General features: G+C 64.2%; 13 protein-coding genes. 8 read left to right on the top strand and 5 right to left on the bottom strand.

Features of this window, described 5'->3' with window-relative positions; genetic code table 11:
- Positions 1-111: 111 nt before the first annotated feature.
- A complete protein-coding gene (locus tag O9320_13785; GenBank protein MCZ8311918.1) occupies positions 112-2,238 on the bottom strand; it encodes a tetratricopeptide repeat protein in 2,127 nt (708 codons plus the stop codon).
- A gap of 137 nt (positions 2,239-2,375) precedes the next feature.
- Here O9320_13785 and flaF point away from each other — a divergent pair, with 137 nt between their 5' ends.
- The 4 genes from flaF to O9320_13765 all read left to right on the top strand — a co-directional run bounded on the left by flaF (position 2,376) and on the right by O9320_13765 (position 7,757).
- Positions 2,376-2,804, top strand: a complete 429-nt coding sequence (flaF, locus tag O9320_13780) for a flagellar biosynthesis regulator FlaF (GenBank protein MCZ8311917.1) — start codon at positions 2,376-2,378, stop codon at positions 2,802-2,804.
- 271 nt (positions 2,805-3,075) lie between these two features.
- Positions 3,076-5,070 carry a hypothetical protein gene (locus O9320_13775; protein ID MCZ8311916.1) on the top strand — a complete coding sequence of 665 codons (1,995 nt, stop codon included), beginning with the start codon at positions 3,076-3,078 and terminating at the stop codon, positions 5,068-5,070.
- Between the two features lie 3 nt (positions 5,071-5,073).
- Positions 5,074-6,270, top strand: coding sequence for a hypothetical protein (locus tag O9320_13770; GenBank protein MCZ8311915.1), 1,197 nt, complete (start codon positions 5,074-5,076; stop codon positions 6,268-6,270).
- A gap of 47 nt (positions 6,271-6,317) precedes the next feature.
- Positions 6,318-7,757, top strand: coding sequence for a flagellar hook-basal body complex protein (locus O9320_13765; protein MCZ8311914.1), 1,440 nt, complete (start codon positions 6,318-6,320; stop codon positions 7,755-7,757).
- Positions 7,758-7,823: 66 nt separating this feature from the next.
- On the opposite strand, the gene O9320_13760 is transcribed toward O9320_13765, so the two are convergent.
- A complete protein-coding gene (locus tag O9320_13760; GenBank protein MCZ8311913.1) occupies positions 7,824-8,561 on the bottom strand; it encodes a GNAT family N-acetyltransferase in 738 nt (245 codons plus the stop codon).
- A gap of 68 nt (positions 8,562-8,629) precedes the next feature.
- Between O9320_13760 and O9320_13755 the strand changes: the two genes are divergently transcribed.
- From O9320_13755 to O9320_13740, 4 genes are all read left to right on the top strand, one after another.
- The gene (locus O9320_13755) at positions 8,630-10,291 is read left to right on the top strand and encodes a glycosyltransferase (GenBank protein MCZ8311912.1); all 1,662 of its coding nucleotides are present in this window, start codon (positions 8,630-8,632) and stop codon (positions 10,289-10,291) included.
- 37 nt (positions 10,292-10,328) lie between these two features.
- Positions 10,329-10,808, top strand: a complete 480-nt coding sequence (locus O9320_13750) for a flagellar biosynthesis repressor FlbT (protein ID MCZ8311911.1) — start codon at positions 10,329-10,331, stop codon at positions 10,806-10,808.
- A 123-nt stretch (positions 10,809-10,931) separates the two neighbouring features.
- On the top strand, positions 10,932-11,741 hold the full coding sequence (locus O9320_13745) for a DUF1217 domain-containing protein (protein ID MCZ8311910.1): 810 nt from the start codon (positions 10,932-10,934) through the stop codon (positions 11,739-11,741).
- A 135-nt stretch (positions 11,742-11,876) separates the two neighbouring features.
- On the top strand, positions 11,877-12,110 hold the full coding sequence (locus O9320_13740) for a hypothetical protein (GenBank protein MCZ8311909.1): 234 nt from the start codon (positions 11,877-11,879) through the stop codon (positions 12,108-12,110).
- Positions 12,111-12,122: 12 nt separating this feature from the next.
- Here the strand turns inward: O9320_13740 and O9320_13735 are convergent, their stop codons facing one another.
- The 3 genes from O9320_13735 to O9320_13725 form a co-directional block, all read right to left on the bottom strand.
- Entirely contained in the window at positions 12,123-13,460 is a 1,338-nt protein-coding gene (locus tag O9320_13735; protein ID MCZ8311908.1) for a tetratricopeptide repeat protein, read from the bottom strand.
- Between the two features lie 37 nt (positions 13,461-13,497).
- Positions 13,498-13,872, bottom strand: coding sequence for a flagellar biosynthesis regulator FlaF (locus O9320_13730; GenBank protein ID MCZ8311907.1), 375 nt, complete (start codon positions 13,870-13,872; stop codon positions 13,498-13,500).
- A gap of 140 nt (positions 13,873-14,012) precedes the next feature.
- Positions 14,013-14,171 carry a flagellin gene (locus tag O9320_13725; protein ID MCZ8311906.1) on the bottom strand — a complete coding sequence of 53 codons (159 nt, stop codon included), beginning with the start codon at positions 14,169-14,171 and terminating at the stop codon, positions 14,013-14,015.
- Position 14,172: the final 1 nt, after the last annotated feature.

Genomic DNA, 14,172 nt, shown 5'->3' with positions numbered 1-14,172 from the left:
AGCGAGTTGCGACCCACCCTCTTCAGCAAGTCGGAGGCCAACTGCCAAACCTTTGAAATAGCGAGGAAAGCGCTTCTATCGGCACCTGCGCGAAGTGCCTGGCGGCAGAAATCACCCGGCAGAAACTGCCTGTTGCCATGCGTTTTGGAGCGCCAGCGCAAGGCCCTTCGCATCGCCGAGCTTTGAGCGCGCCAGCTCGGCGCGCAGCGTTTGGCGGGCATTGCGCCGTTCGCTGGCGTCGTTGGCCAACGCAACCGCCTGGGCGATATAGGCGGCTTTGCTGTCGCACGCCCAGTGCGGCCGGCCGATGCGCGCAACGAACGCTGCCGCAACGCGGCCTGCGGGCGTGTTCCCGCGCAAGGCCACGACCGGCACGCCCATCGCCAGCGCTTCGCATGTCGTGGTCGTGCCGTTGTAGGGAAACGGGTCGAGGGCGATGTCGATCTGGCCGTAAAGGGCGAGATGGCCGCGCGGATCGTCGATGCGGCTGCGGCACAAGATGCGCGCGGGCTCGATGCCGTGGGCGGCAAAGGCGGCACGCGCGGCGGCAGCCGTTGCGTCGTCGGCCATCGCTTTGTTCTTGAGCAGGAGGGTTGCCTGCGGCACTGCGCGCAGGATCTGCGCCCATGTTTCAATGCAAGTCGGCGAATGTTTAGGCCAGTTGTTGAAAGAGCCGAAGACCGGCGGCGCGTTGTCGGGGCGCGGTTCGATGTCGGGCGCACCTGGCGGCAACGCATAGGCATGCGCACCCGTTTCGAGGCGCCAGGCGCGCTCGGGGCTCGGCATGTCGCCGGGATCGAGGTCGCCATCGCTCAAGCGCCAATCGATCGTGCGCAGGCCCGTCGGCCCCGGATAGCCGAGCCAGCTCATCTGCACGCGCGCGGGGCGCAGGGCGAATACGGCGAGCCGGTTGCCGGCCGTGTGGCCCGCAAGATCGACGAGCACGTCGATGTCGCGTGCGCGGATCGCAGCCGCAAGAGCGTCGTCGTCCATCCCGACGGTTTTTGTCCAGCTTGCGAAATTGCTTTTGAGGCGCTGCGAAATCGCATCTTCCTGGGCAAGTTCGCTGAACGCATGCAACTCGAACTTCGACCGGTCGATCTGCGGCAGCACCGGCAGCAGGAACCACGCGACTGAGTGCGAGCGCAGATCGGGCGACACGAAACCGATGCGCAGCCGACCGTCGGCCCCCTTGGTTGAAGCGGGCGGGCGGGGCGGCAGTGTGGGCCAGGTTTGGTCGGCCCATTGGCGCGCTTGGGAAAGCAACGTCGCTTCGTCGAGATCGGCCAGGAAATTGCCCGCATAAAGCGCGTTGGTGCGCGCCATGTTGGTGCCGCAGGCAACCCATTGCGCGCGCGCTTCGCCGACCGCACCGCCATCGAACAAGGCGGCTGCCAAATTGATTTGGGCTGAACTATTGCCGGGTTCGGCCGCCAAGGCGGCTTGGCCAGCTGCGATCGCATCGGCAAGCGCACCTTGTTCGGCGAGCACCGCGCACAGATTGGCAAGCGTGGTCGCGTTGGCGGGTTCGAGGTCGCGGGCTTTGGCAAGCGCAGCGGCGGCACCGGCAAGATCGCCCTCGGCGCGGCGCGCATTGCCGAGATTGGCCCACAGCGGGCCCCAGGGCGGGGCCTCGCGCGCGGCAAGTTCGAGTACCGTGCGCGCTTGGGCGCTGTCGCCGGTATCGAGCAAGGCCGCACCAAGGCCGTTGCGCAAGCCGATATCGCCGGGGGCCAATTGCAGGGCAATGCGATAGGCGGGCAGGGCCTGGTTGGCGTCGCCGCTTGCGTGCAGGGCAAGTGCGAGCCCTGCCCAGGCTGTTGCGTCGTTGGCGTTGCGATCGACGCAGCCGCGAAACGCCTCGGCCGCCGCCGCATAAGCGCCCAAGCGCAGACACAGTCGCGCGCGCTGGTCTTGCAAACCGGCGCTCAAGCTGGGATCGAGTTCGATGGATTTTTCAAGTGCCGCGAGGGCGGCGTTGTCTTGCCCAAGTGCCGCGAGCACAGTGGCACGATTGGCATGGGCGGGCGCCATGTCTGGTTTGAGCGCCAAGGCGCGGTCGATCAGCGTCAACCCTTCGGCGTTTTGGCTCTGCTGATGGCGCAGCACGCCGAGCAGATGCAACGCGGCCGCATCGTTCGGATGTGCGTCGAGCCACGCTATATAGAGTGCGGCAGCCGCATCGAGATTGCCGCCGCGATGGTTGGCCAGGGCATGCTCAAGCGTCTGTTCGGACATTTACCCTCGCGCGCGTGGGATATTGAAACCATTAACGTCGTGCATCGCCCGAGCGACTCGGGTTAAACTATTGGTAATGATTCGTACCGTATAGTCGTTGTGAAGACGACATTCGGCGGCTTCTGCGGAGAGCAATAATGAGTGGGTACCAGGCTTATGGCCGCGCACAGAACATCGTCGAGAACCCGCGCTCGACGGAATATCGCCTGCTCGCACAGGTCTGCGGTGCTTTGACGCGCGCGCGCGACAGCAAGCGCGGCACGTCCGAGTTCATCGACGCGCTTCTTTGGAACAAGAAGGTGTGGGACGCTTTCATCATCGACCTGTCGAGCGACGGCAACCGTTTGCCGATCGAACTGCGCGCCCAGATCATCGGTATCGGCTTGTGGGTCGGGCGCGAAACCATCCAAGTGCTGGACGGTACGGGCGACATCGACGCGCTGCTGAACGTCAACAAGACGATCATGGAAGGCCTCGCACCGCAGCCGACTCAAATGGCGGCCAAGCCCGCTACGCCGCCGCCGCCGGGGCGTCCGATGGGCGCTGGATTGTCCGTCTCAAGCTAATCGTTTTTGCCGCGTTTGCGGCCGGAGCCGCCCCGACCCTTTGGTCCGGGCGGCTTTTTTGTGCCCACCATTCCTTTTGCTTGGACCGGCAAAACCTGCCGGGTCGAAGCTGCCGAGACCGGCTCCTATGGGCCTGTTCTGCCGGGTCGAGTCGCAGACTGAATTGTTTTGTTTCAATGATTTAAGCCGCATTTCGGCGCTGGCACGGCGGTTGCGAATGTCGTTGCGATCGCGAGGCCGAATGTTCGGCTTCGCTACCGGAGCAAAGCCGATGTCGCTATCCGCCGCCCTCAATTCTTCGCTGAGCTCGCTGCTTGCTTTGCAGCAGCAGACGCGTGTCGCGTCGGGCAACGTCGCCAATGCCCAGACGCCCGACTATACGCGCAAGAACGTCAATCTCACGACGCCGGCCACACAAGGCCTGCCCTCGGGCGTGTCGGTGCTGTCGATCACGCGCACCGTCAACACGGCCCTCCAGAACGACCTCATCGCCCGCACGGCCGAGCAGTCGGCCGAAGGCGTGCGCGCCCGCTATATCGGTGACATCGGCGCACTTCTCGACGTCAAGAGCGGCCAGCCCGCCATCACCCAGCAGCTGCAGACCTTCCAGCAGGCCTGGACCGATTTCGAAGCGAGCCCGGAAAACCCCAATCTCGCGCGTACCATTGCGACGCAGGGCCAGCAGGTGGCGACGTCGCTGAACCGCCTTGCGGCCGAGCCTTCGCGCATCGACTCGCGCATCGCGTCCGACATCAACACGGCGGTGGGCGAGCTCAACACGCTCGTACGCAACGCCTACGCGCTCAACACCCAGATCGTCACGCAAGCCTCGACCGGCCAGCCGGTCGGCGAGCTGCAGGACAAGATGGATACGATCATCCGTCAGATGTCGAGCTACACGAAGGTGCAGATCCTGCCGACGGGCACGGGGGCGATCCAGATCCTGACCTCAGGCGGGCAGAGCCTCGTTTCCGCGGCCACACCGCCGGTCTTCAGCTTCGACTCTCTCAACAACCAGGTCCGCGTCACCAACGGTGCCAACACCACGAACGTGCAGTCGACCGCCTTCCAGTCCGGCCAAATCGACGCACTCCTGCGAATGCGCGCGGGCTACATTGATACGACCACGACGTCGCAGGCGATCATGATTTCGTCGGCGCCGACCGACGGCACGCTGCGCAAATTCGTGAACCAGATCGACACGATGGCCAACCAGCTCGCCAGCGTCGTCAACACCGCCTACAACAAGGCGAATTCCTTCGGCACCGAGCTTGCGGCGAACTTCTTCACCTTCTCGACGCTCGCCGATCCGCCGTCGGCGACGGTGGCGACCGACATCGTGCAAGGCAACGTCACCACGGGTTCGGCCGGCGGCAGCCTCACCGACACCAACACCGCGTTCGGCGCCTATGCGCCCACGCCCACGCTCTACCACCGCGTCACGATCGTGTCGGGCCAGGGTGCGGGCTCGTCGGCGATCATCACGGCAAGCGGCGGCAACACGATCACGGCCCCGGGCCTCGCCGCGACCGACGCGACCAGCATCTACCAGATCCAGTCGGTGACCGGTCCGCTTCTGAACGGCACGACGACGGCGACTTCGACGACCACCATCACCGACACGAACAATTCGTGGAACGCCAACCAGTTTGCGCCCACGGCCAGCGGCATCGTCTACCAGGTGCGCATCACCTCGGGCAGCGGTGCGGGCCAGGTCGGGCGCATCGTCAGCAACACCGGCACGGACCTCACGGTCAATCCGCCGCTGTCGACCACGCCGGGCGTGGGCGCCACCTACGTGATCGAACCCGCCTTGCGTAACGTGCCCTCGGCCGCCTCGATGCTGCAGGTTAATCCCACGTTGGTCGGCGGCACGACGACCGTTTCCAAAGGTTCTGCCTCGGCAGTCAAGCAGGCGCTGTCGACCGGAACGGGGGCCGTGTTCGATCCTGTGCCGATCGCCGCCGCTTCGCTTGCCTCGCTCGGCAACAGCGGCATCATCCAAGGCCAGCTCACCACCGCCAACGTCTTCGCCTCGGTGATCTCCTACACCGCGCAGTCGATCGCCACGGTCGAGAAGGCCGAGTCCGACGCCGAGACGCTGCGCCACCAGACGGACCAAAGCTACCGCAGCCAGGTCGGCGTTTCGGTCGATACCGAAATGTCGAATCTCATCGTGCTCCAGAACACGTACCAGGCGTCCGCACAGGTGCTGCAGACGGTCCGTACGATGTTCGACACGCTCATCAATCTGGGAAGGAACTAAGCCATGTCAGGCGGTCTCGGCGGCGTCACCAACTACGCGCAGCTGCTGGACATCCAGCGCTCGCTTTCCAACCAGAACCAGGAGCTCACGGGGCTCCAGAAGGAAATCACCGGCACGCGCCGCGACGGCTTCGTGGGCCTCGCGCGCGCCTCGCTTCTCGGCGAAGGCTTCGGTTCGGACACGGTGCGCGTCCAGCAGTTCCGCCAGACGACGGCGGAATCGACGATCTATATTCGCGCGATTGACTCGGCCGACTACCGGACGGACCTCTATTCGAAGTCGCTCGACGGCCTCAACTCCATCGCCAAGGACATCAAGGCCGAAATCATCAAGACGCAGAGCTTGGGCCCCGCCGCCTATTCGGCCCAGCTCGGCATCGTGACTGGCGCCTTGACGCGCATCCAGTCGATCCTCAACCAGACCGACGGACAGCGCTATCTGTTCGGCGGCTCGTCCTATAACACGCAGCCCGTGCAAGCGCTGAATTCGCTCGACCCGTCGCCGCCGACGGCGATGCCGGTTTACGCGACCTATACGGGCCAGCCCGGCGAAGGCCCGCCGCGCGACGTGGGCAACGTCTACGCCAATGCGGTCCAGACGAGTTCGACGCTGCCTGCATCCGCTATCTTCCGCAGCGACAGTGCCACGTCCCAGACCACGGACGTTGCACCCGGCTACATCACGCCTGCTTTGCGCGGCCAGCTCGTCAATACGTCCGGCGAATCGATCGCGAACAAGCCGAGCGTGTATATCGACGACCAGCTGAACATGCAGTACGGCATCACCGCTTCGGAAGCCGGCTTCCAGAACCTGATCAACGGCCTGCGCAACTACAAAATCGCGCTCGGCGAAGCGATCAACGCCAACGCGGCGGTCGTACCGCCCGCCCAGCCGCAGGACATCTCCGCGATCCCGGCGGCCGTACCCTTCCTTGCGCAGGCGACCGTGCAGGTTAACCGCGCACTGCTCGACATCTCCTCGCTCGAGGGCGTCAACGGCGGCAACCAAGCCCAGCTCAAGCAGATCCGCGCCAAGCACGAAAGCCTCGTCGACGCTTCCAAAGAAGGGGCGAGCACGATCGAGGCGGTCGACACGGGCGACGTTTCGACGCGCATCAAAGCGATCCAGACGTCGCTCGAAGCAAGCTACGTGACCACACGCCAGATCCTCGATCTCTCGCTCGTCAAATTCCTCCGGTAACCCAGCTCAATCATAAAAAATAGCGCCAGATAGAAGGAACCAAAGCCATGACAACCGTCGCAATGAACTCCGCAATCAGCGGCCTGAACTCGTTCCAGACCCAGCTCAACTACATCTCCGACAACGTCGCGAACTCGCAGTCGATCGGCTTCAAGCGCATCGACGCGAATTTCTCGAGCTACGTGTCGAGTTCGAGCGAGCGTCTGTTCAACTCGGGCGGCGTCACGGTTCGTCCGTCCTTCATCAACGACAAGCAGGGCGCTCTCGTCCAAAGCGAGTCGAACACCTCGATCGCCATCTCGGGCTCGGGCTGGATGCCGGTGCAGGAAGGCACTTCCTCGTCGAGCGGCCTCACGGGCAACAACGAAACGCTCTACACGCGCCGCGGCGACTTCGCACTCGACGAAAACGCGTTCCTCAAGAACGGCGCCAACAAGTTCCTGTTCGCGCGGTCGGTTCCGGCCCCCACGGCTGCCGTGCCCAACCCGCAGCCCAACCAGGGCACTCTGGTGCCGGTGCGCATCAACCAGGCCGCTTTGCCGGCCCTGCAGACCGCGACGGCCTTCTATGCCGCGAACCTGCCCTCGAACGCGCCGGTAGGTACGGTCTACAACGGCGGCACCATTACCATGACGGACGCGACCGGTGCGGCCCGTGCCTTCTCGGTCACCTGGTACAATCGCGACGCGACGGGCGACCTGCCGGCCATCAACGCCAGCACCGCGACCGGTACGGCGACGATCCCGGCTCCGGGTGTGGCCACCGTGCCGCAATGGCGCGCGGTCATCACCGCACCCACGAGCTCTGCCAACGGCAACGAAAGCCTCGTGGTCGACTTCACCTTCGGCACGCAGGTCGGCATCGATGCGGGGCTGCCCACCGGTTTCACGATCCAGTCGACCGACAACACCACGCTCGACGCGACCACGACCGGCACGGACGGGCGCCTTGCTATCGTCTATAGCGCGCCGGGCCTCACGGCCACGCCGACGCAGACGATCAACCTCGAATTCGGCGCCCCCAACGCCGTCTCGACCACCGCTTCGGCGCTCACGCAGTCGGGCGGCCTCACGAGTTTCGGCGGATCGTCGATCTCGCTGTCGCGCATCACGGCCGACGGCTATCCGTCGGGCAGCTACAATGGCGTGGGCATTGACAGTGCCGGTAACGTTTACTCGACCTACACCAACGGCCAGCGCCGCACCCAGTACCAGGTGGCGCTTGCGACCTTCAACAACGCCAACGGCCTCGTGCGCACGGACGGCGAAGCGTTCCGCGACGATCCGGCGGCGGGCTTCATCGGCCTCAACCAGTCGCTGCAAGGCGGTACCGGTTCGATCAACCCGAACTCGATCGAAAATTCGAACGTCGACATCGGCTCCGAGTTCACGAAGATGATCGTGGCCCAGCGTTCCTATTCGGCCAACGCCCGCCTCATCACCACGGCGGACGAAATGCTGCAGGAAGTCGTCAACCTCAAGCGCTGAGGTTCGGCGTTTCCTTCACTGGCTGGCAGACTTGCGGCCGTCGGCACCCAGCCGACGGCCTCTTTTTTATGGAGAAATGCGGTAGTGGTAGCCGTAGAGCGGGACAAATCCGAGGGCGGCGTAGAGCGCCAAAGCCGGTGCATTGTCGGCGGCCACTTGCAGATAGGCCGTGTGCGCGCCGCGCGCAAAACCCCACGCCATGGCGTGCGCGACCGCGCGGCGCGCGAAACCCTGGCGTCGCGCATGGACCGCACTCAGCACCTCGAAGATGCCGACATAGCCCGCGTCGGCAACGGCCATGGCGAAAGCGGCCGGCCGGTTCGCGGCATCCGGGATCTGCACGAACTGCGCAGGCGGCACGATGCAGCGCAGCACCGCCGCGAGTTTTGCCGCCGCACTCGGGGATGCTTCGGTCGCAGCAATGAAAGCGTCCAGCCAGCCCGCCCACGGACTATCGGCGTCGATGGCTTGCGGATCGCGCAAGTCGCGGCCGGGGCGTGCGACCATTACGAGGCTCGGATCGATCCGCGCATAGCCGCGTGCTTCAAGCGCACGGTCTATCCCGGAACCCGCAAGCGGGGTCAGGCGGAAAATCGGCGGCAGATCGTGGGCCCGATAATGCGCCTCGATGCGCGCGATCTGCAGATCGACGGGCTGCAAGGCCGGTTCGACCGCGTTGGCCGAATTGGCGCGCTTGGTGTAGCCATTGGCCGTGCGCAGCGCCCACCCGTCATGTTCCACCGTATCCAAAGCGGGCCATGCCGCGAAGGCGCGACGCTCGAGCGTGCGGATCGTTTCTTCCATGCCGCAAGCCTCGCTGGCGGGCTAGACTTGCGTCAAGCTGCAAACGATCTGCGTTGTGAGCCGTTGCGATGACTGCCGAAGCCGAACGCCATTTTGCCGAAGCCGCAAGCCTGATCGAGCGGCGCGATTTTGCCGGAGCCGTCGCCGCCTACGATCGTGCGATCGCGGCCGATCCGTCTTTGCCGGGCCCTTGGATCAACCGCGTTTCGGCCTTGTCGGCCGCAGGCGATGTGGCGGCTGCGTGGGCTGCCGCGCAAGAAGCGGTGCAGCGGTTTGGCGATGTTGCGGCGGCCCATAGCGTTATGGGCGACATTGCCTTTGCAGGCGGCATGGCGGCGGCGGCGGAAGCATCTTTTGCCAAGGCCGTGGCATTGGCGCCGGATGTTCCGAGCTTGCGCAACAATCTCGCTTTGGCGCTGCAAGGGCAGGGGCGCGTGGCGGAAGCGCGCGCGGTGTTTGCGCAAGCGCAACGTCTGGCGCCTGGCGATCGGCAGCTCGCGTCGAACGCGTTGATGGCAAGCCAGTACGATCCGCCGACCGACAATCTGCGCGCCCAGGCGCAAGCGTGGCCAGGTGCGGACCAGGTTCGCCCGCGCCCCGCATTGGCGGCACCGATGGCGGGTCGGCGCTTGCGCATCGGTTACGTGTCGCCGGACTTTTGCAGTCATTCCTGCAGCTATTTCCTCGTGCCGCTATTGGCGGGCCACGACCGTGCGGCGGTCGAGCTTTTCGCCTATAGCGACGTCGCCAACCCCGACGGCGTTACGGCCGCCTTCCGCAATCTGGTGCCCAATTGGCGCGAAACCTACGGGCATGGCGACGCGGCTTTTTGTGCCGCCGTGCAGCGCGACGGCATCGACGTGTTGGTCGATTGTGCGGGCCACACGCGCGGCAATCGCTTGGGCGCTTTTCTGCAGCGCCCGGCGCCGGTGCAACTCACGTGGCTCGGTTATCCCGACACGACCGGCTTATCGTGCTTCGATGCGCGTCTGGTCGATGCCGTCAGCGATCCGCCCGGCGACAGCGATGCCATGGCCAGCGAGCCGTTGGCGCGGCTCGAGGGCGGGTTCCTTGCCTATATGCCGCCGCCTTTTGCCCCGCCGATTTCCCCGCCGCCGATCGCGGTACTTGGGCGTCCGACCTTCGGCTCGTTCAACAATCTGCCGAAAATCTCCGATGCGTCGGTCGCCCTGTGGGCTGCCGTGCTGCGCGCCGTGCCCGAGGCGCGGCTAGCCGTCAAAGCGCTGGGGCTCGCCGAAGCGTCGGCACAGGTACGGCTTGCGGCCCGCTTTGCCGATGCTGGGATCGACCCGGCGCGCATTGCCGCGATCCCGTTCGACCCGGCAGTGCAGAACCATATCGCACGCTACAGCGGCATCGATGTGGCCCTCGACACGACCCCCTACAACGGCACGACTACGACCTGCGAAGCGCTGTGGATGGGCGTGCCCGTCGTGACCTTGGCCGGGCGGCGCCATGCGGCGCGTGTTGGCGCCTCGCTGCTGTCTCAGATCGGGGCAGAGAACTGGATCGCGCAAGACGCCGACGCGTTCGTGCGCATTGCGGCAGGCCTTGCCCGCGATCCGCGCGCTTTGGCGTCGACTCGCCAGGATCTGCGCCGACGCATGCTGGCGTCGCCGCTGTGCGACGGGGTGCGTTTGGCGCGCCAAATCGAAGCCCTGTGTCTGGAAATCCGGTCGCGCGTTGTAAGTCCTGCGCGAATGGTATAATCGCGTTATAGTTTGGCTGTTCTTCCAAGGATTCGTCATGCCGCTCGTTTTGCGTTTGAACCCTGGTGAAAAGATCATCATCAACGGGGTCGTTATCGAAAATACCGGGGGGCTTGCGATGTTCGCCGTGCGCAATCGCGGCAACATCCTGCGCCAAAAAGACATCCTGCAGCTCGAAGAGGCGGCAACGCCCGCCATGCGAGTTTATTACACACTCCAGTGCATCTATCTTTTTCCTGACGAAGCAAAGGTTTACACCGATGCTTGCATCCAATTTCTGAATGATTTCGAGGCTGCCGCCCCGACCTCCAAACCGATCATCGACACGCTGCGCCAGCGCATCGAAAAGGGCGAGCTTTACCCCGCCATGAAAGACGCCAAGCGCCTGATCAAGTTCGAATGGGAATTGCTCGGCAAGACCACCGAGCGTGCCCGCCAATTGTTGGCTGGCGGCGAGGGGGCAAAGGGCCGCAAGGCCGCCCCGCAAATGGCCGATACGGTTAGCACCGACGAGTAGGGGTAAAAGAAATATAATTTTATGGAAATTTTAGTAGTTTCCAAGTTATATTGATTTTTGGGGCGTTTTGTGCGATAAAAACCTGTGTTCCCCCTGCCGAGAACGGCGCTTAGGAGACGGAAAATGTCGGGATCTATTTCAAGCGGCTTGCCGGCCTTGGTTGCCTGGCGCCAGCTCGAAAAAAACGGCGATGCGCAGCAGGCGCGCTTTTCCAAGCAAGCGACTGTGCAGCAAAAAGTTGCGGCTGCCGAAGACGCCGTCAAAAAAGCCAAGACGGTCGACGAGCTGCTGAACAATCGGCGCTTCATGGAATTTGCGCTCTCGGCCTACGGGCTCGAAAGCGAAATCGACAAGAAAGGCTTGCTCGCTCGCGTCCTCAAATCCAATCTGCTCGACGACCAGTCGCTCGCCAATCGCATGAACGACGAGCGTTATCGCGATATGGCCAAGGCGCTGCAGTTCCAGGCCCTCGGCGTCACCAACGTCAAAACGCCGGCCGTGTTCGAATCGCTGAAGGCGCGCTATCTCAAAAACGAGTTCGAAAAGGCGCAAGGCCAGCAGAGTCCGGGCCTTCGCGAGGCGCTGTATTTCCGCGAGAACATCAAGAACGCCAAGAACCCCTACGCGATCCTGGGCGACCGCACTTTGCGCGAAGTGGTGACCAAAACGCTCGATATCCCGCGCGAAGTGGCCATCCAGAGCGTGGAATCGCAAGCGGGCCTGCTTACGCGCAAGGTCGACATCACGAAATTCCAGGACAAGGCTTTCCTCGACAAATTCATCCAGCGCTATTTGAACAAGATCGACCAGGAAACCACGAAGAGCAGCGGCGCCAATTCGCTCTACAGCGGCTTGCTGCAGGGTGCTTCCAGCGGTTATGGCATCGACCTTACCGGTGTGCTCCAACTGCTGCAGGGCAGCCCGCGGCGCTAGCGTGCTTGGTTTCGGCTGGGGCGTGCTTTCGCCGCATAACAGTCGGCGTGGTATAGTGGCCGACGAAGTTTGACCGATTCGCAAAGGATCAGTCGGCCCAAGGTCGACGCAAAAAGAAAAACGGAGCAGTACGTCATGTCGAGCGATGCATTCCAGACGGACCCGACCGACCAGGAGCGTTTGGCGGCCATGCGCGTGATCGCGGATGCGATGGAAGAAGGCATGCGCCAGGGCCTGCATCGCGATTCGCTGACCGTTGGCTGCTTCAGCGTGATCCTGCAGATGATGGTCGAACTCTACGGCCGCGATGCCGTGCGCACGATGGTTGCGGGCATCGAGCCGCGCATCGTGGCGGGCGATTTCGGCTGACGCGTCGAGCTTCTATTTGAGTTTTGCGGCGACCAGATAGCCGGGCTGGTCGTAGCCGCCTTCGCGGCGAAACACTTCTTCGGCAAAAGTTTCGAGCATGAACCCGGCGCTCGCGAGCGCCTGTTCGGCATGGTCGCGCATATGCAGGTAGCGCCCCGAGGGGCCCACGCCCCAGCCTTGGGCTGCGCGCGCATCGCCCGGATCCATCGCCTCGAGCGTGAATATGAGGCGCCCTTGCGGGCGCAAGCACGCGGCGGTTGCCGCGCACAACGGGGCGAGGTCGCCGAAATAGACGAACACGTCGGCCGCGACGGCAAGGTCGTACTGGTCGGGATGGGCGTGCATGTCGGCCATCGCTTCGCCGACGCGCAGTTCTTCGTAGAGACCGCGCGCTTGGGCGCGCACGAGCATGGCCGGCGACAGATCGACGCCGTCCAGACGGCGTGCGTAGGGGCGCAGATGCGGTGCGGCGAGGCCCGTGCCGCACCCGACATCGAGGACCGAAAGCTGCGCTGCCGGCGGCCCGTAGACCGCGGCAAGATAGGCGCCGATCGCCTGCGGTGCGCGATAGCCGAGATCGGCCAGCGTTTCTTCGAAGGCGGGGGCGAACATGTCGAACGCGTTGCGCAGATATTCGTCGCCGGCGCGGCTCGGCGCGTCGGTCTGGGTGAGGGCCGCGAACCAATGGCGCGCCATCGCATTGTCGGGATGGGCGCGGCGCCAGGCGCGCACGCGGGCTTCCGCGTCGCGCGCACCGGCCGCATCGCGGCGGGACAGCGCATAGAGCGCCGTGCCGTAGTTCGAATGGACCTGGATGCTGGCAGGGGCAAGTGCAAGTGCGCGTTCGTAGTGGCCGAGCGCGGCATCGAGATTGCCGCGCCGCTGCTCGAGGTTGCCGAGATTGTTAAGCGGATCGGGATTGGCGGGGTTGAGATCGCTTGCCGTGCGGTAGGCGGCGGCCGCTTCGTCGGCCCGTCCAAGCGCCGACAAAGCGGCCGCGCGCGCGGCATGCGCCATGGCCGAGCGCGCGTTGATGCCGATCGCTTGGTCGGCTGCCGCAAGTGCGCCTGCCGCATCGCCGGCCGCAAGCCGCACGGCCGAAAGATTGGCGATCATTTCGGGATTGTTCGGCAGCAAGGCGATCGCGGCAGCGATGCGGGCCAATGCCGTTTCGTGGTCGCCGCGCGCGTGCGCGACGAGTCCGCTCAGATGCAGCGCATCGACGTTTTTCGGGGCAACCGCAAGGATCTCGCTGTAGCACGCGAGCGCGCCGTCGAGATCGCCCTGCTGATGGCGCAAAAATCCTGCCGACAGCTTAGCGTGCAGGCTGGCTGCATCGGGGAAGGGCATCACATGCTGCGCGCGGACGGCGCCGCGGGCCCACGCGTCATTCGGCCGTGGCGCCGCGCAAGCCGTCCATCACGTGGCGGTTGATGGCGATCAGCATGTCGAGATCGCCGTCCGGATGGTTGTTGATGATCATGTCGGAGTTCTTGTTGACGTAGGCGGCAAGGTTGATCAGCAGCACCTTGAGCTCCTTCGGCAACTTGTTCTTCTCGTCCGCGACGTCGGTCACAAAGGCATTCCAGACGTCGCGATTGTGGAAGATTGCGTCGCAGACTTGGCCAACCGATTGCGGATCGAGCTGGGTGACGATCGCCATCGCGTCGGTCAGCTTCTTGGTGACCAACGCGAGCAGGCGGTATTCGCGATCCCGTTCCGATTCGGCAGCGCTGATGGCCAAGGGGTTCGGATTTTGCACGGTGCCTCCTTCGAATCCGCGACTCGGCAATGCCGGATCGACGATTCGATTATTAACCTTTTCCGCGAGTTTTCGCAAAAGCAATCAAATGCTTGGCAGCGAAAATGCGCAATAAAGCCGCTCTAGAGAGCGGCTTTACTTTAGCGGAACAGGCCGAGGAGAACCGAGGGCTGCTGGTTGGCGATCGACAGCGACTGGATGCCGAGCTGCTGGCGAACCTGCAGCGCCTGCACCGAAGCCGAAGCCTTGCCGATGTCCGCGTCGACGATGGCGCCGAGACCGGTCGTCGTTGCGTCCACG

The organism is Magnetospirillum sp. (genome assembly GCA_027532905.1).
Classification (GTDB): Bacteria; Pseudomonadota; Alphaproteobacteria; order CACIAM-22H2; family CACIAM-22H2; genus Tagaea.
The sequence above is the reverse complement of the archived record's forward strand: the minus strand, read 5'-3'. Positions and strand labels throughout refer to the sequence as shown.

Coding starts and splice junctions, on each gene's coding strand:
- O9320_13775 (MCZ8311916.1), top strand. CDS start 3,076: ATGTCGCTATCCGCCGCCCTCAATTCTTCGCTGAGCTCGCTGCTTGCT.
- flaF (MCZ8311917.1), top strand. CDS start 2,376: ATGAGTGGGTACCAGGCTTATGGCCGCGCACAGAACATCGTCGAGAAC.
- O9320_13760 (MCZ8311913.1), bottom strand. CDS start 8,561: ATGGAAGAAACGATCCGCACGCTCGAGCGTCGCGCCTTCGCGGCATGG.
- O9320_13765 (MCZ8311914.1), top strand. CDS start 6,318: ATGACAACCGTCGCAATGAACTCCGCAATCAGCGGCCTGAACTCGTTC.
- O9320_13750 (MCZ8311911.1), top strand. CDS start 10,329: ATGCCGCTCGTTTTGCGTTTGAACCCTGGTGAAAAGATCATCATCAAC.
- O9320_13735 (MCZ8311908.1), bottom strand. CDS start 13,460: ATGCCCTTCCCCGATGCAGCCAGCCTGCACGCTAAGCTGTCGGCAGGA.
- O9320_13745 (MCZ8311910.1), top strand. CDS start 10,932: ATGTCGGGATCTATTTCAAGCGGCTTGCCGGCCTTGGTTGCCTGGCGC.
- O9320_13755 (MCZ8311912.1), top strand. CDS start 8,630: ATGACTGCCGAAGCCGAACGCCATTTTGCCGAAGCCGCAAGCCTGATC.
- O9320_13785 (MCZ8311918.1), bottom strand. CDS start 2,238: ATGTCCGAACAGACGCTTGAGCATGCCCTGGCCAACCATCGCGGCGGC.
- O9320_13770 (MCZ8311915.1), top strand. CDS start 5,074: ATGTCAGGCGGTCTCGGCGGCGTCACCAACTACGCGCAGCTGCTGGAC.
- O9320_13740 (MCZ8311909.1), top strand. CDS start 11,877: ATGTCGAGCGATGCATTCCAGACGGACCCGACCGACCAGGAGCGTTTG.